The sequence below is a fragment of the Flammeovirga pectinis genome (genome assembly GCF_003970675.1).
In the GTDB taxonomy this organism is placed as follows: Bacteria; Bacteroidota; Bacteroidia; order Cytophagales; family Flammeovirgaceae; genus Flammeovirga; species Flammeovirga pectinis.
The window spans coordinates 330,423-346,829 of record NZ_CP034562.1 but is presented as its reverse complement, the minus strand read 5'-3'; the positions used below and the strand labels follow the sequence as shown (position 1 = coordinate 346,829).

Below are 16,407 nucleotides of genomic sequence, written 5' to 3'. Positions count from 1 at the left end.
TCTTGAAAATTTATATAGTGAACAAGAAGAATGTAAAATTTAGTATAGGCTTTTAACCCTTTATTTTGAATTGATAACCTTGGTTAAAATCAAAAAAATTGTATTCGTTTTGGAGTTTCCTTTTTTGTACCTTTGGTTCAATATTTAACATTTTGATATTCAACATTCAAATGCTAATTAAACAGGCAACTAAAACAATTATTATTGGTGGAGGACTCTCTGGCTTACTTACAGCTTATAGATTACATCAGAAAGGACAAGAAGCAATTATTCTTGAAGCAAGTGATAGATTAGGAGGTAGAATTAAAACAATTCATTCAGAAAATGGAACTCCTCTAGAGATGGGTGCTACGTGGTTTACTTCACAGCATTTACAATTAATACAGCTTATTAGAGAACTAGGTTTAAAGGGTTTTAGACAATTTTCTAAAGGTCCCTTATTTTTTCAGGCAACACCTACAACACCTCCTCAAAAATTCGAACTTCCTCCTCAAGATGCTAGTTATAGAATTGCAGGTGGAACAGCTCAGTTAATAAAAAAAATTAGTCAGCAATTACCTAAAGAAAATATTCTGCTGAATGAAAAAGTAGAAAGTATAGATTTTACAGATAATGAAATTTGTATTGTAAAAACAAAGCAATATGAGTTTACTTGTCAGAAGGTAGTTTCTAGCTTACCTCCTGCCCTTTTTGCGCAAAGTATCAAACTATCTCCAAGCCTAAAAAGTGATGTGAAAGCATTTTTTGAAGATACACATACTTGGATGCATGATGCTATTAAAGTAGGGATTACCTATCAAAAAGCATTTTGGAAAGCCAATAAAATGTCTGGAATGTTTTTTAGTAATAATGGTCCTATTGCAGAATTACATGACCATTGTAATGCAAAAGAAAATAGGTTTGCATTGGTTGGTTTTATCCATCCATCCTTCCAAGATTTTTCTAAAGAAGAAAGAGAAAAAGTAGTAATTAAGCAATTAAAAAGTGCTTATGGCGAAGAAGCCAATCATTACCTACAATATAATGAGAACCTTTGGTTAGATAATGAATTAACCTCTGACGGGCAATACCAAGATCTTGTACCACATCAAAACAATGGAGAGCCTTTATTACAGCAACCACTTTTTAATAAGCGCTTGTTTATTGTAAGTACAGAGTCATCGCCTCATTTTGGAGGATACTTAGAAGGTGCAGTTTATAGAGCAAATTTTGTTGCCGAAGAATTACTCTAATTACAAGAAATACATTTTCCTTCAATAGAATAATACTCTGCAGTATTATCGGTATCTCTTGCATTTACTCTACAACAAGCTACGGGTATTCCTGCCCATTTTCCGTTTGTAATTACCTCATATTTAAAAGGTACTACTACTTTTCCGGTGCTACGGTCTAGACACCCATATTTCCCGTTAACTCTTACTTTAACTAAACCACAATCAAGGAATTCAATTTCTTGGAAAGCTCTACCACCTAAAATTTGTCCATCGGGAGATGTTAATTGCTTGGTATGGTCTTTTAAGGTTAAAATAGAGTAGCCATTTTGGGTAAGTTGAATATGTTTATACTCAATAGGCACTACTAACCTTCCTGCGTAATCAATTACACCTTTAAAAGAATTCTTTTGTACAATATAAAAGCCCCCTTTTGCTGTAAACGTTTTGCCGTTTGTCTGTTGATCGTATGTATATAAATGAGATATTCCTTTAGATGGATTTTCAATCACCTTTGCATAATTATAGATAGGTGCAATTTTTAAACTTGTCTTAGTATATGCAATTGCTTTACTATTTTCTCTCATTCCTTTAAAATAGAGGGCATATTTATAATCAAACCAAGGACATTTTGGTAAGTTTTCTTTTGCCATAAGGTAGAGTTTATGCAATTCTTCAGTTTTATCAAATTGTACATATACATTCCATAGCATCTTATAATTTTCTAGTTTGTAAGGGTTTTTAAGCATAGCCGCCTTACAACTTCCTTCCATCAATTTAAAATCTTTTTGGGCATAAGCAATTGAAGCAATAAAGAGGTCTAGATCAGAAAAATTAGCCCTCATTTGAGAGTACATTACTGTAGCTTGTTTGGCTATTTCCATGTTTCCATCTACCCTGTAAGCATATTCAGCATTATTTTTTAATGCCACCTGATTAAAAGGAGCTAAAAGTAACGCCTGATTAAATAACGCATAAACTTCTGATGGCTTTACCTTAAAAACATTAGGATACCTTGTAAATAATTTCCCCAATTCTGCATACAAATCAGCATTTGTTGGGTGCAATTCTATTGCAGATAAAAGTAACTGTTGGGCATCTATTAATAATGCAATATCTCTATCCTGTCTGTCGTAAAATTCTTCTTTCAGTTGTACATAAGAAAGGTAGGTGGATGTAGAAATATAACTTCCCTTTAATAACTTATTTAAGCACTTTTCAGCTTCTAATAAATCACCCAAATCTATTAAAAGAGTAGCCTTTGTCTCTTCAATACTTATATCTGTTCCTACTTTTGCTGTAGCTTCATTCAATAAATCCCATGCTTTTTGGTAATATCCCATCATCTGGTATACCTGTGCTTTACCAACATATCCTTTTGCATTTTTAGGTATGATTTCAATTATTTCATCATACATTTTAATCGCATCTGTATACTTTTCTTCTATAATGAAAGTAGTTGCTAAAGTACTTTTAGGAGCAGTCCATTTTGGCATTAAACTACCTGCTTTAGCAATACTTTTTTTGGTTCTTGCTAAATCCATTAATTTCTGATTTACAAGTGCAATTCCATTATAAGGGTACGCCGCATTGGGTTGTTGCTCAATTATTTTATTAAAAAGTGCCACAGCTTTTGGAAAGTTCCTAATATCGTTCCCTATAATAATTTCATAGGCTTCTAAAAACCACTTTCGAGCATAAATCACCTCCGTAATAAACGGGTTATCATTATATAAACGAATAGCATAATTTAGCTGATAAATAGCTTCTTTTATCTGATTTAGAGAAGGTTGAACTGAAGACCCTAATATAAAAGGGGTAATAATATTCTGTGCATCTTCTTGTAGTGCAATTGCTAAAACTCCCTTTGCATTTTCTTTTTCTTGTTCACTATAATGCGCTGATTCTTCTATTTTTGTATAAAAATCTTCAGCATAAGGTAAAGGAATTGTAAGTTTAGATTGCTGTAATTTAGAAGAACTCATTGCATAAAAGCTATTTTGAGTAGCGGCTACTTTCACATTAGCTCCAAGAGGATTTTGCCCCATTTCTTTTACCGAATTGTCTTTATTGTTTAGCAGTAATAGTTGGCCTTTATTCCCTAAAATCAAGACATAATTTTCATCCAATTGCATCAAACTATTAGGGATATGCCTATTTGGTAATGTAATCTCTGCGTTTGTTTTTTTCTTTACAAGATCAATTTGTTTTATACCTCTTCCATTTGGTACTAATAATGTATTTCCCTCTGCTATAAAAACCATTTTTCTATTGGCTTGTATAGATAATTTTTCGGTTAGAATTTTCTCTTTTTTCTGAATATCCCAAACTACCAATTGTCCCTCTACATCAGCAATAGCAATATATTTTTCGTTTTCTGATAAAGTAATATTCTGTACTGCCGCAACTACTTTCGTTAATTTCTTTGCTGATTCTTCTCCATTTTTCCAGATAAAAACATTTCCTTTTTCATCTCCCGTAACAATTGTCGCTTCTTTACTAATTGCTAAAGCATTTATTGTTGCTTTATGGTAGGTAGATTTTTCTATTAATTGTTGATCTGAATACCTTGCCACAGTTTTTGACGTACCTGCTAATGCCCAATAATCTCCATTTCCTGCAAATAACTTTGGTGTATCGTAATCAATTTTAATTTTAGCAACTGAATTAAGAGAGTTGTCTAATATTTCAATGGTGTTATTTCCAAACCTTATCAACACTCTGTTTTTAAATGTTGATAAGTCTTCTAATTGTTGGTATTTTTTTGTGACTGATGAAAACGAAATCGACGTATTCTCTGTTGCCTTAATATATTTTGGAGGGATTAATCTGTGTTGATCAATAGCTGCCAAAAAAGTATTTAATTCTTCTTTCTGATTTTCTGAAGGGTCTGAATTTGTAGTATCAACAGCTCTGCTTGCTACTTCCATTCCCGATATATTGTAATTATTTTGTCGTGCTAAATCAAGAAGTTTAGCGTCTACAGTCATTAATATATCAGCATCATTTCCTTTGTATTGAGGAGACTGTTTTCCTTTAGTCTCTCTACGCACATTGCCACGAGTATAGTCATAAAGTTCTCCTAAATCAACAGCATTATTCTCATCAATATCTGCTTCACCCATTAATCCTTTCAATAAAAAGTGCGTAAAAGCACCATGTCCATTACCCCATTCTACCCCTTCGTAAGAAAGTTGATTAGGAGCACAAGACACTAATTTATTAGTATTGTTCCAGTCAGCAATTAAAGAAGTTAATGTTTGGTCTGATAATCCTTCAGTACTTAAAATATGACCTGAACGACAAGCATCTGTAATCATTAAAACATGAAATTTCTTCATGGCAGTCATTTTACTTACCATTTTTTGTAACATGCTAACATCAATTGAGGTCATCATATAAAAGCTCTTTTCTTCTGGAGAAGAAGCATCATGCGTTAATAAATAGGCATTATCTGTCATGGCATCTACATCACCATGTCCTGCAAAGTAAATAATCAATTCATCTCCTTCTTCGGCCTTACTTAATGCTGTTCTTATACTTGCCCAAACTTGAATTGCAGTAGCTTTATCATCTAAAAATAAATGGATATTAGAGGGGTCGATATGTGCATGTTGCGTTAAAAAATTAGCAAATGCTTCGGCATCTTTATTTGCATATTTTAATTGAGCTGCTGCTGAAAGGTTTTCGTAAGTAGAAACTCCAACAATTATTGCTTTTATATTTTTCTTCTCTTGCTGGTCTACATTTAAAACCAATCCTCTTGATTCTTGCGCAAACGAGGGTAAAATAAGATAGAATAGTAGTGTAAAAAATGAAAAAAATTTCAATGTGGTAGTATTAGTTGGTTGATCAAAAAGATGCTTTTATAGTACAAGTTATCAAGTTTTAGAACTGAGAACAAATAAGTTATGTAAATCATATTTAAAATTATTAATTGTCTATAGTAGATTTCAATTGTCTGAATAGTAATTAACACCCTCATGTAACTTTAAATACTAGCAATAATTATTATTTACTATTTATAATTTAATATGAAAAAATTATTGAAATTTCTTTTTCTAATTGGCTGTATTGTGGCCGTTTCTGTATTTATACTTATTGCCTACAGTAGTGGAAAAACACCTAGAATTGATGGTGGCGTGGCTGAAGTTGTAAATATTCCTATCAATAATTCGAAATTATTTACGGTAATACGAGGAGAAGATAAAAATAATCCTGTTTTATTAATGCTTCATGGTGGCCCCGGTACTACGGAATTACCAATGATGAGATACTTTAATAATACACTCGAAAATAAATTTACTGTAGTTTATTACGACCAAAGGGGAGCAAGTAATTCTTATGCCGATAAAGACAGTAGCACACTAAATCTTAATCAGATGATAGAAGATACTCACGCATTAACGCTTTATCTTAAAAAGAGATTCAAGAAAGAAAAAATTTATATTCTAGGCCATTCTTGGGGTTCTTATTTGGGGCTTCATACCGTAAAAAAATACCCTAAAGATTACCATGCTTATATTGGTACTGGCCAAATTAGTAATCAGTATAAAAGTGAAATGCTGGGTTATCAATATATTATTGATAATGCTAAAAAGAATAACGATAAAGAGACTTTAAAAGAAATGACTAAAATGGGTAGTCTGCCTAAAGCTCCTGCAAACAAAACACTCGAATGGGTATTTTCTCAAAGGCAATATCTTGATAAACTTCATGGTGCTACTTATGAGATGAGCAACTTTGATATGATGCTTTGGCCCATTATTAATTGTAAAGAATATACATTCTCAAATAAAATTGGGATGATGTCTGGAACATTTATCTCTTTAGAACATTTATTCCCTAATGTTCTAAAAGACAACCTCTTTGAATCTATAAAAAAGGTTGATGTACCCATTTATTTTCTACAAGGAAAACATGATTATGTTACTTCTTTTACATTAGCTAAAATCTATTTTGATGTGATTGAGGCTCCTAAAAAGAAATTTATTATTTTCGAAAATTCTGCTCATAATCCATTATTTGAGGAAGCCGATAAATTTAATCAGGAAGTAGAAAAAATCTTGTTATAAATTGGAATAAAAAAAGCGTCTCACCCAAAATTAAGGTGAGACGCTTTTTCTATTTAAGTAGCTTTATGCAAGTTCTTCTATTTCTAGAATTATACCTGCTTCGCTTATATATATTACTTTCTCTTTATCATCTTGTTTAACTAAAACACCGTAAATAATTACTTCTGCAGTAATTGTTACTTCTGTTTCTGCAATATCAAAGTCACCTTCTTTTTCTACTGCATTAATAATGTTTTCTGGAACTTGATTTTCATCCAAAGAAAGCTCTGTTTCTACCCAATCTCCATTTTTAGAGTATTCCACTTCACAATCTATTCCATGCATTGTGAATTCAGCTTCCCATTCATCACCTTCTAACTCCCAAACAATATCTTTTGCTTCTGGAAAATGACGTTCTAAATTAGATTGTATCACTATAGATGGTTTTTCTACTTGACATGATGCAAATAATAATGAAGAAATAAGCGCGAAGAAGATTTTTGTAAAATTGTTCATTGTTCTATTTTTTTAAGTTCAATAAGTAATATCTCAGCTTAAAAAACATCACCAAAAGTTTTAAAAAAAATAAAGATCTCACGGTCAAAAACTGTGAGATCTCTTCTGTTTATCCTATTTTACTGTGTATTTTTAAATGTAAAATGTCTGGTTAATTCCCCAATTAGTAGACATTTACACCCTTATCTTTTCTATCTCTACACCAAAGGATTACCTTGATTCACATACAGTAATTCCTTTGATGAATAGAAATAGAATAAAGAATTATTTTGTATTAGCATTTGCCAAACCTTCTGTGTCATCTTGAGTAGCGACATAAAAAGTATTTAAATTTTCTTTGTGGTGTACATGATAATGATAAATTTTTTCATTACTATGTTTCGTGATCGTTGAGTGACCTCCAGAATAATCCAAATCTTCTGGATAATTGTTAGAAGAAGCACATTTCTGACCATATAAGAAGAACCCATCAGCTATTACACCAATTAAGTTATCGTTATTTTTAGACCACTTTTGAGACTCTAAAGGAATATGATTTAATCCCTCATTATCATTATCATGATAGATAATTGCTCCGTTTAAAGCAATACCTACAGGTCCAAAACTAGATTCTAATGTAGAACTCACCACGTTTGGTTTAGTTGGTACAGTTAGAATGGTATTTACTATATTCTGAGACTTAGAAGGCTTATCACCTAATTCTTCAAAGGTCTCTTCTTCTTCATTTCCCCAATAAGTCCCAGCCTCTTCAGCACCATGACTTTCGATAATTACTTCGCTTCCGTCTAATGATATTGATACTATTTTTGAATCAAATTCATCGAATGCTGTAGAAAGCAATCTTTTTGATTTATATATTTTGTTATCCTCTTTAGCTACTGATTTCACTTCAGAAGAATCATCTCCTTTTGTAGATACACATGATGTTGTGAATCCTATTAATAAAAAAGCAAGTACTAATTTATTTGTGTAAGTAGATAGTATAGTATTCATAAGAAAAAGTAGAGTTATATTATTAATTCACGTATTAAACAGTTTCTAAATAGGTAAAGGAGGCATACTATTTTTTGTACTCAACTTTTTTATTTTTTTTTGAAAAAAGTTCCAAAAAGTTTAAAAAAGGTGCTTTATGATACTAAAATGAGGAAATTATAGTAAATTGATTCGACTAATTATAAAAACAAACTTCTATTCAATGCGAATTTTACTCTTTCTATTACTAAGTGGTGTATCAATACAACTTTTAGGGCAGGTTAAAAAAATCCATTAAAAACTACTCAGTTCTAAAAGCACCTTTTGTAAATTATAAAGACCTAGATGTATCATTTCATATCTAGATAAAGAAGTATAACTATTCAAATAAAAGGTTTAAGCTAATATTTATTAAAAAAATCCAATAATAATAATATCTTTATAGACTCAATCAATTCCCAAAGTTGATTTGGTATATTCTTAATAAGAAACTTTCTCTTTAATACGAAATACATAACCTTTTATGAAAAAACTTATTTTATTATTTTCTCTTTCTGTTACTTTATTGAGCTGCGGAAAAGAAGCTGCTCAAAAAACAGAAGATACATCTGCAAAGAAGCCTAACATATTACTCTTAGTTGGTGATGATATTGCTTTTGGTGATTTAGGAACTTATGGTTCTGAAATTAAAACACCAAACATGGATAGACTAGCTAACCATGGTGTTCGTTTTACAAACTTCCACGTTTCTCCAGTTTGTTCTGTTACAAGATCTATGTTATTTACAGGTTGTAATAACATTGAAATTGGTTTAGGTGCTTTCGATTATTCAGTATATCCTCCAACAAGAGGTAAACCTGGTTACGAAACTTACTTAACTAAAAATGCAGTAGCAATGAGTGAGTTATTTAACGATGCTGGATACGATGTATACAAAGTTGGTAAATGGCATTTAGGTGGCGAAGCTGCTGGTGGATTTGGTCCGTTAGGATGGGGTTTCACAAAAGAATTTGGTATTCTTTCTGGTGGTTCTAACCATTGGAATGATTTAGCAATGACACCTGATTTCTCTAAACCAAATGGTTTAAATGAAAAACGTAAAGAACATTGGACTTTAAATGGTGAGCATTATGATCGCCCAAGTGGTGTTTACTCTGGAGAATTGTATACAAATCAAATGCTTCAGTTTATTAAAGAAGGTCAGAAATCTGACAAGCCATGGTTTGCATATATGGCATTTACAACGGCACACTTCCCTATTCAAGCTCCACCTGAATTAATCATGAAGTATTATCCTAAATATTTAGAATTAGGATATGCAGGTCTAAAAAAAGCAAGATATGAAAGCTTAAAAAAGCAAGGATTAATCTCTCATTCAGCTGTTGAAGCACCTGAAAATAGTTTAACACACAAATGGAATAAATTATCTAAGAAAGAAAAAGAGAAACAAGCTAAAATTATGGCTACTTACGCTGCCATGATTGAAGACCAAGACAACCGTATTGGTCAGATGTTAGATCATTTAAAAGCATCTGGAGAATTAGACAACACTCTAGTTGTTTATTTAACAGACAATGGTCCTGAAGGATTTGAACCTACTCACCCTAAAACAGGTAATCCAGAAATGGCTAAATGGGTAGAAACTCAATTCGATGGTTCTTTTGAAGCAATTGGTACAGCCAACTCTGAAAATACAATTGGTGTTTCTTGGGCAAATGCTGCTACAGGTGGTTTACAATGGTGGAAATGGTTTATTGGTGAAGGCGGTATCCGTGTTCCAATGATGATTGTACCTCCAGGAGCATTTAATAGCAAACATCAGTTAGCAGGTAAAACTACTAATGCAGTAGTTTCTGTTAAAGATATTCCGATGACAATTTTAGAGTATGCTAATATTAAGCACCCTCAAACAAATTATAAAGGAAGAAAAGTAGTTGCTCCATCTGGAGTAAGTATTAAACCTTTCTTAGATGGTAAATCTGATATAGTAAGAACGGAAGATGATTGGTATGCTTTTGAATTATTTGGCAATAGCTATATCATGAGTGGTAACTATAAAGCAATCAAAGTCCGTACTGGTATGTTTGGTGATGGTAAATGGCATTTATATAATGTTGTAAATGATCCATCAGAAACAAAAGATCTACAAGCAGATCAACCAGAAAGATTTAAAAAGATGTTAGCCTTATACAAAGGTTATGCAGAAAAAAATCACCTAATGGAAGTTGCAGATGACTGGAACCCATTTAAAGGTGCAAGTGAATAATTAAAAATATTCCCAATATAAAAATGGCTACCCTCATAAGGTAGCCATTTTTGTTATAATTTCATGTTAAAACGCATTGTCTGGAAAGGTGCAAAAGCATCTGAATGCTTAACATTAGATGCATCATGTGGAGGGATCAATTCAAGTGCGCCATTCATATAAAAAATGAACGTATAATCTCTTCCTTTTTCAAAACTAGAAACAGGATAAGCAATCCTAAAACGCTTATCGCCGATCTGTTGCATTAACCTTTTATTCTCTTTATCCTCTGTATTAAATACTCCATGTAAATACAGATTTTTTACTTTATGAGAGTCCACTACCGTTTCATGATAGAAGTTTAGTAGCTGTAACTTTTCTAACTGCCATTCAAAAATTACGCTATCTCCTTTTAGATAATACCCCCGAATATTTTCTTTATTCTTTGTCCTAAATGTGTAGTTAAAATTATTGTCATTTTTTACTTTTCCAATTTTATTTGTAACTACAAAAGGTGGTGTAACCCACTTCCTCTTATTAATGATATATTTAAATTCACCCCAATTTTTAAAAGTAGAATCTAAAGCTAGTGTTGTGATATAGATATCGTTAATCTTGGTAAGAACTAACCTTTTTTTCCAATTGCTAAAACTACCAGTAACTTCTACTTGATCTATTTTTGATGGATCGATTATCTTTTCAAATCCTTCTACTTCATCTGTAGTAGAAACATAATCTTTGGGATCAAAAACAAAGTAAATTGAATCGTTATCAATTGTGTACCCTAGTTGTTCATTCTCATAAAAAAGATAGGTTAACCATACTAAATTGATAAAATGAAAACTAAATTTCTCTATGACCTGTATCTTATAATTTTTAATCAACTTAATAAATGGAGTAATGAAATATTTGCCATTAACAATATATCCAAACTGACCACTTTTCCCTTTTACATCAGCTTTTGATAGGCTTAATTGCCATATTTTTCCTTTTTTAGTGAGAAGGTCTGTTAATTGAAAATTATTAAAATTACCAATAACATGAACAGAATTAATGGTTATTTCTCTCTTCCTCTTCAACATGTTCTTCCAATTTCCAATATTGAAACTATACGGATCAATAAAGAAGTTGGTCTCACTTATATCAATAAAGTTATTGATTTCATCCTCATGTAAATTAAAATAAACAGAATCTGCATCAGTGGTATATCCTCTGACAATTACTTTATTATTATCACTTTCAGAAGAGAAGTCCTCATTTTTAGAAGTACAACTTAATAACCCCAAAAGCAGAAGGTAGATAAACGTTAATCGATTCATTTTTTTAAAATAAATTTACCCTGCGTCAATTGATCAAAGATTTCTTTTTTTTGTGATCTACTTACGGTTATTAATTGCTGATCGATGACAATACTATTCCCCTCAATAGCCTCTACAAAATCTACATTTACAATAAATGATTTCTGTACTTTTAGGAATTTATTTGATAGCTGTTTCTGTATTTCTTTTAACGTTAGCAGAGGTAACAATTCTCCTTTAGTGGTTACTATATTGATATAATTATTTTGGCTTTCGATGTATTTAATATCGTTTAGCCATATTTTTTTTATCTGTTGATCTACTTTTATAAAAACAAAATTATCTTCCACTGCCTGTACTACCTCTACAACATTCTCTTTTACTTTTAAACAGCTTTTATAAAAACGATCAAAAGAGATTGGTTTCAATAAATAGTCTAAAGCATCAACCTCATAGCTTTCTATTGCATACTCTGTATACGCTGTTGTAAAAATAATTAGAGGAGGATTACTTAAAGATTTCACCCAATCAATACCCGATAAATAAGGCATATTTATATCACAAAAGCAGACGTCAATATCATTTTTTTCTACTTCTTCTTGTGCTTCCATTGCACTAGAACAACTGGCTATAAGTTCCATAAAAGGAACCTGACTCACATATTCAGCCAATCCCTCTCTTGCTAATTCTTCATCGTCTACAATTAGACACTTTATTTTAGAATTCAATTTTTGCATAAAAAATATTGTCTGTGAGTGATGTCTCAAAAATATAGTTCTCTTTTAAAATTAGTGCCATTCGTTTTTCAATATTTTGAAGTCCAATACCACTATATTTTTTATCTTCCTTAGTTTTGATAACGCTATTATCTGTAGTGTTTTCTACTAGAAAAGAGATCTTATTATTTTCTTGATGTAGATTAATTGTTATGTAATTTTCACTTCTAGGGTCTCTAGAAACATGTTTAAATGCATTTTCTACGAGTGGTAAAAATAATAAAGGAGGCAATTCAAATTGTTCATTCTCAACTTCAAACAATGTATTGATTGTTATATCATTGTTTTTTCTATGCTTTTCTATACTCATTAAATCGTTTAAGTAATCAACTTCTTTCTTTAATGGAACAACGTCATTCTCGCAATCATACAGTTGGTAACGGAGCATATCACTTAAATTTAATAAGAGTGATTGTGCTTCTTTTGGTTTCTTTATTATCAACCAAAAAATTGTATTAATAGTATTAAAAAGAAAATGAGGGCTAATCTGTCCTTTCAGAAAACTTAATTCTGCTTGTGTTTTTTCAAACCTTAAGTTTTGCTGTTCTTTATATTGCCTAAAATATTCAAAAGCAACCTCTATTACGAGCATTACACTAAAAGGAAAGATTAAATCTTGAAAACTTGAAAAACGAATAAAAGAATAAACTCTAAACACTTCGTAATAATAGCTCAGTTTATATTCCCATAGAATGTAATGACTAACTAACATTACTATAATGTACCCTATTACTACTACTAGAATAGCTAAAAAGACGCTTATTTCTAGAGTTTTTTTTGCTCCTCTAATTACTAAGAATGACCCTAAACATTTTGATATAGTTATTCCAATATTAAAAAATATGAGATACTGAAGCCCCAGCCATTGGAAATCATTATATCCGCCAAAGTCTTGCCAAAAAAAGTAGAGAAAAAAGGATATTATATAAATTAATACCACATAAGTATATGCCTTATTTGATTGCATAATAAAAAAGTATATTAGTTTTCTTCTACTAAATTAATAAACTAAACTTGATATTAATAGCAGTTATTATATATCACCGTTTTAGAAAAAGTATCTTTCTCTAAATCAGACTGTGTAAGATAAAAAGAAGTACTTCCAAACAATTCATTCGTGCTTATATTTCTAAAATAAACAGAATATCCACCCCCAGTAAATTCATGGTCATGTGTAAAAGTAACCACTCCATTTACACTTGTAATACTTTCTGTGTGTTTGTAGCCAGAAGAATTTATTAACTCTACTTCTACCACAATAACATCATTACAAATGGCTTCGGTTGGTTGTAAGTATACCTTTAAAAATTCGTTATCTGCTTGTTTTGCCACTGGAATAGATGCTTTATAAGGCACTACATTTTCGCTTTCTAGCATTGTTGAGCAAGAGAACATTGAGAAAGTAAATACTAAAACAAGAATAGATTTGATACTAGATTTCATAATTTTCATTTTTTGATTAATTGATAAATCAAATGTCCTTATGAAACCATTGCCTTTGAATAATAATTGGTGAAATGCAGAAAACAGCTGACGAAATGAAACAGTAGTCTATTTCTTTTTTTCTTTTCGTTTGTTAATCATCATTGTCATTTTAGTTTTTGCTGTATTAGAATCTTCATAATCATCAATAGTTACAGCAATAATACTGTCGGTGAGTTTAGCTGTATAGTGTTGCTTTTTCCTCTCATTTTCAAATGTCCTTTCAAACTGAACACCATACATTCCTTGTAAATTTGCTATAAAATTTCTGAATTGTTGTCTAGAAACTTTTTCTATATTATGTCCATTAAGACTCGGTACAAACCCAATAGAGCTTATGATATTTTTTTTATTTGTATAAATAAATATTGTTCCTTCTAGGCCTGCAACATGTGTACGGATCATATCACTCGTGCTTGTATATTCATCTCCTATATGGTAATCGGTTATAGATTGGGCATGGGCTGATAGAGAAATTGAGATAAAGGTAAAGAGAAATAGTAAATAATTTTTCATTTGAAAATTAATTTTATTCGTTCATTATTTTGATGTCATAATTTACGAATAAAATTAATTAGTTGATGATTAATATTTGGTACTAATATGAAATATAGCGTCCCCTTTGTAAACATTAGGAGCTGTATTTAATCCGAAAATATAACAATCAAAAGGGGCGTATATTTTCTTCTCAAATTCTCCAAAAGGGTCTGAAATACGACCAATAAGTTTTCTCTTTTTTACTTTACAACCATTCTCTACTAGATACTCAAATATTCCAGAGTAAGGAGCTCTAAGCCATTTACTTTTCTGGATTAAGATCGACTCCTTTTTTATTTCTGGTACATCATAGTGCATATTCAAATACTTCATCACATTCAGAGCTCCAATTACCCCATAATTAATTACAGATGTATCCAATTGAAGTGATTTTCCCCCTTCAAATAATAATAAAGTCTTACCCATTTTATGAATGGTTTCTCGTATCGACTTAGGAATGTAATTAGAATGAACGATGTAGGGTGCCCCAAAAATTTGTGCAATCTTAAATTCTTTTTCAGCAAAAAAATTACACCTCACATTAGGAAAATTACTACGGTCGGCACCTCCGGTATGAAAATCCAAAACATAATCTACTAAAGGTGCTATTTCTTTTGTAAACTTATAGGCAAATTGACTTGCTAAAGAACCTCTTGGAGAACCCGGAAATAAACGATTTAAATCTCTACCATCAGGAAATTCTCTTGTTAAGTTAAGATAGCCAAAAACATTAAAGACAGGAATACAGATAACCACTCCCTCTTTAGGCTTATTGTACTTTTTTCTAATAAAATCTCGAACAATTGCTACACCATTAGATTCATTTCCGTGTACACCTCCGAGAAGTAATAAAACAGGTCCATCCTTTTTCCCTCTCTCAACTATAATTGGTATTTTTAAGCTATTTCTTGTATGTAATTTGGCTACTTCTAATTCTAATAGTGCGCCTTTACCTTTTTTTATTTCGGTTCCTAATATGATAAATTTATCGTTATACATTTCTTTCAAGATATTTTATAATCTCTTTTGCTATATCAATATTTGTAGCACTTTCAATACCTTCTAACCCTGGAGATGAATTTACTTCTAACACCAAAGGTCCGTTATTTGATTGTAACATATCAACTCCCGCAACACCTAAGCCCATTGCTTTAGTAGCTTTTAAAGCTGTTAATTCTTCTTCATTAGATAACTCTATTAATTCTGCACTACCACCTCTGTGCAAATTAGAACGGAATTCTCCTTCTTTACCCTGACGTTTCATAGCACCAACTACACGTCCGTCAACTACAAAAGCACGAATGTCTGCTCCTCCAGATTCCTTAATAAATTGTTGTGCAATTACTCTTGCTTTCAAACCATTAAATGCTTCAATAACAGAATTTGCTGCATTTTTTGTTTCAGCAAGAACAACTCCCAATCCCTGTGTACCTTCTAACAGTTTCAGAATTAACGGAGCCCCACCTACAGATTCAATAACATGATCAATATCTTTTGTGTAATTTGTGAAAACTGTTTTAGGTAAACCAACTCCAGATGCAGCAAGAATTTGTAAACTTCTAAGCTTGTCTCTAGAATTTATTAATGCTTGAGAAGCAACCGCTGAAAAAATATTCATCATTTCAAATTGACGTACTACAGCTGTACCATAAAAGGTTACAGTCGCTCCAATTCTAGGAATAACTGCATCAATGTCATCTAAGTATTCACCTTGATAAAATATTCTAGGGCTTTTCTTTTCTAATTCAATTGTACATTTTAAATGATCTACAATTATTGCTTTATGTCCTAACTTTTCTGCGGCTTCAACTAAACGTTGTGTAGAATATAAGCTTGAGTTTCTAGATAAAATTGCAATTTTCATTTTACTATATTTTTAAAAAATATGATTGATTTTTTATTGATGTATCTACAATGAATTTCCCACTTAAAAATTTCCGTCCTATTAATATTGGATATTTCATATCTCTTCTATTAGTGAGTGATAATTCAATAGGGTAAGTTGTATTAAAAAGAATAATTTCAGATTGTATAATAAATCGTTCTTCACTATCCCCAAATGAACTCTTAATACTTCTTTTCTGGTAATTCTCTTCTGTAATTACCTTATCTTTAAATTTATTACACTCTGAATCAAGTACTTTAAAAGTGAGTTTCTTTATTTGGTCTACTTCTATTTCTTTAATTTCAGAACAATGAATTGATGATGTATATGCTCCTGTGTCCACTTTAACCTTAATATTTTTCAAGGATAACTCAGGAAAATCTACTTTATCAACCCTTCCAATTATTTTCATAAACCTTATTCTTTTTTAT

At 31.2% G+C, this 16,407-nt stretch carries 14 protein-coding genes; 3 read left to right on the top strand and 11 right to left on the bottom strand.

The genetic code is table 11. The features are described 5' to 3' along the window. Positions 1–170 precede the first annotated feature (170 nt). Complete coding sequence (locus EI427_RS01400; RefSeq protein WP_126610884.1) at positions 171–1,232, top strand: flavin monoamine oxidase family protein; 1,062 nt, start codon at positions 171–173, stop codon at positions 1,230–1,232. Here EI427_RS01400 and EI427_RS01395 read toward each other — a convergent pair. Next, positions 1,229–5,041 carry a caspase family protein gene (locus tag EI427_RS01395; RefSeq protein ID WP_126610883.1) on the bottom strand — a complete coding sequence of 1,271 codons (3,813 nt, stop codon included), beginning with the start codon at positions 5,039–5,041 and terminating at the stop codon, positions 1,229–1,231. The two genes, EI427_RS01400 and EI427_RS01395, sit on opposite strands and share 4 nt — an antisense overlap. 204 nt (positions 5,042–5,245) lie before the next feature. Here EI427_RS01395 and EI427_RS01390 point away from each other — a divergent pair, with 204 nt between their 5' ends. After that, positions 5,246–6,286 carry an alpha/beta fold hydrolase gene (locus EI427_RS01390; RefSeq protein ID WP_126610882.1) on the top strand — a complete coding sequence of 347 codons (1,041 nt, stop codon included), beginning with the start codon at positions 5,246–5,248 and terminating at the stop codon, positions 6,284–6,286. Positions 6,287–6,349: 63 nt separating this feature from the next. On the opposite strand, the gene EI427_RS01385 is transcribed toward EI427_RS01390, so the two are convergent. Then, a complete protein-coding gene (locus tag EI427_RS01385) occupies positions 6,350–6,781 on the bottom strand; it encodes a PepSY-like domain-containing protein (RefSeq protein ID WP_126610881.1) in 432 nt (143 codons plus the stop codon). 264 nt (positions 6,782–7,045) lie between these two features. Then, positions 7,046–7,774, bottom strand: a complete 729-nt coding sequence (locus EI427_RS01380; RefSeq protein ID WP_126610880.1) for a hypothetical protein — start codon at positions 7,772–7,774, stop codon at positions 7,046–7,048. Between the two features lie 502 nt (positions 7,775–8,276). Between EI427_RS01380 and EI427_RS01375 the strand changes: the two genes are divergently transcribed. Further along, positions 8,277–10,019 carry an arylsulfatase gene (locus EI427_RS01375; RefSeq protein ID WP_126610879.1) on the top strand — a complete coding sequence of 581 codons (1,743 nt, stop codon included), beginning with the start codon at positions 8,277–8,279 and terminating at the stop codon, positions 10,017–10,019. A 53-nt stretch (positions 10,020–10,072) separates the two neighbouring features. On the opposite strand, the gene EI427_RS01370 is transcribed toward EI427_RS01375, so the two are convergent. From EI427_RS01370 to EI427_RS01335, 8 genes are all read right to left on the bottom strand, one after another. Further along, a complete protein-coding gene (locus EI427_RS01370) occupies positions 10,073–11,317 on the bottom strand; it encodes a hypothetical protein (protein WP_126610878.1) in 1,245 nt (414 codons plus the stop codon). Next, the gene (locus EI427_RS01365; protein ID WP_126610877.1) at positions 11,314–12,033 is read right to left on the bottom strand and encodes a LytR/AlgR family response regulator transcription factor; all 720 of its coding nucleotides are present in this window, start codon (positions 12,031–12,033) and stop codon (positions 11,314–11,316) included. The genes EI427_RS01370 and EI427_RS01365 overlap by 4 nt, the downstream gene beginning before the upstream one ends. Then, a complete protein-coding gene (locus tag EI427_RS01360; protein ID WP_126610876.1) occupies positions 12,014–13,039 on the bottom strand; it encodes a sensor histidine kinase in 1,026 nt (341 codons plus the stop codon). Before EI427_RS01360 ends, EI427_RS01365 begins: the two co-directional genes overlap by 20 nt. Positions 13,040–13,092: 53 nt before the next feature. Continuing rightward, complete coding sequence (locus tag EI427_RS01355; RefSeq protein WP_126610875.1) at positions 13,093–13,515, bottom strand: hypothetical protein; 423 nt, start codon at positions 13,513–13,515, stop codon at positions 13,093–13,095. A 108-nt stretch (positions 13,516–13,623) separates the two neighbouring features. Further along, positions 13,624–14,070, bottom strand: a complete 447-nt coding sequence (locus tag EI427_RS01350) for a hypothetical protein (RefSeq protein ID WP_126610874.1) — start codon at positions 14,068–14,070, stop codon at positions 13,624–13,626. A gap of 69 nt (positions 14,071–14,139) precedes the next feature. Next, positions 14,140–15,090 (bottom strand): succinylglutamate desuccinylase/aspartoacylase family protein, encoded by a 951-nt coding sequence (locus EI427_RS01345; protein WP_126610873.1) that lies wholly within the window; start codon positions 15,088–15,090, stop codon positions 14,140–14,142. Continuing rightward, positions 15,083–15,955, bottom strand: a complete 873-nt coding sequence (gene rimK / locus EI427_RS01340) for a 30S ribosomal protein S6--L-glutamate ligase (protein ID WP_126610872.1) — start codon at positions 15,953–15,955, stop codon at positions 15,083–15,085. Before rimK ends, EI427_RS01345 begins: the two co-directional genes overlap by 8 nt. A 4-nt stretch (positions 15,956–15,959) precedes the next feature. Beyond that, on the bottom strand, positions 15,960–16,388 hold the full coding sequence (locus tag EI427_RS01335) for an ATP-dependent zinc protease family protein (RefSeq protein WP_126610871.1): 429 nt from the start codon (positions 16,386–16,388) through the stop codon (positions 15,960–15,962). Positions 16,389–16,407: the final 19 nt, after the last annotated feature.

Coding starts and splice junctions, on each gene's coding strand:
- EI427_RS01370 (WP_126610878.1), bottom strand. CDS start 11,317: ATGAATCGATTAACGTTTATCTACCTTCTGCTTTTGGGGTTATTAAGT.
- EI427_RS01335 (WP_126610871.1), bottom strand. CDS start 16,388: ATGAAAATAATTGGAAGGGTTGATAAAGTAGATTTTCCTGAGTTATCC.
- EI427_RS01380 (WP_126610880.1), bottom strand. CDS start 7,774: ATGAATACTATACTATCTACTTACACAAATAAATTAGTACTTGCTTTT.
- EI427_RS01350 (WP_126610874.1), bottom strand. CDS start 14,070: ATGAAAAATTATTTACTATTTCTCTTTACCTTTATCTCAATTTCTCTA.
- EI427_RS01345 (WP_126610873.1), bottom strand. CDS start 15,090: ATGTATAACGATAAATTTATCATATTAGGAACCGAAATAAAAAAAGGT.
- EI427_RS01365 (WP_126610877.1), bottom strand. CDS start 12,033: ATGCAAAAATTGAATTCTAAAATAAAGTGTCTAATTGTAGACGATGAA.
- rimK (WP_126610872.1), bottom strand. CDS start 15,955: ATGAAAATTGCAATTTTATCTAGAAACTCAAGCTTATATTCTACACAA.
- EI427_RS01360 (WP_126610876.1), bottom strand. CDS start 13,039: ATGCAATCAAATAAGGCATATACTTATGTGGTATTAATTTATATAATA.
- EI427_RS01355 (WP_126610875.1), bottom strand. CDS start 13,515: ATGAAATCTAGTATCAAATCTATTCTTGTTTTAGTATTTACTTTCTCA.
- EI427_RS01390 (WP_126610882.1), top strand. CDS start 5,246: ATGAAAAAATTATTGAAATTTCTTTTTCTAATTGGCTGTATTGTGGCC.
- EI427_RS01385 (WP_126610881.1), bottom strand. CDS start 6,781: ATGAACAATTTTACAAAAATCTTCTTCGCGCTTATTTCTTCATTATTA.
- EI427_RS01400 (WP_126610884.1), top strand. CDS start 171: ATGCTAATTAAACAGGCAACTAAAACAATTATTATTGGTGGAGGACTC.
- EI427_RS01375 (WP_126610879.1), top strand. CDS start 8,277: ATGAAAAAACTTATTTTATTATTTTCTCTTTCTGTTACTTTATTGAGC.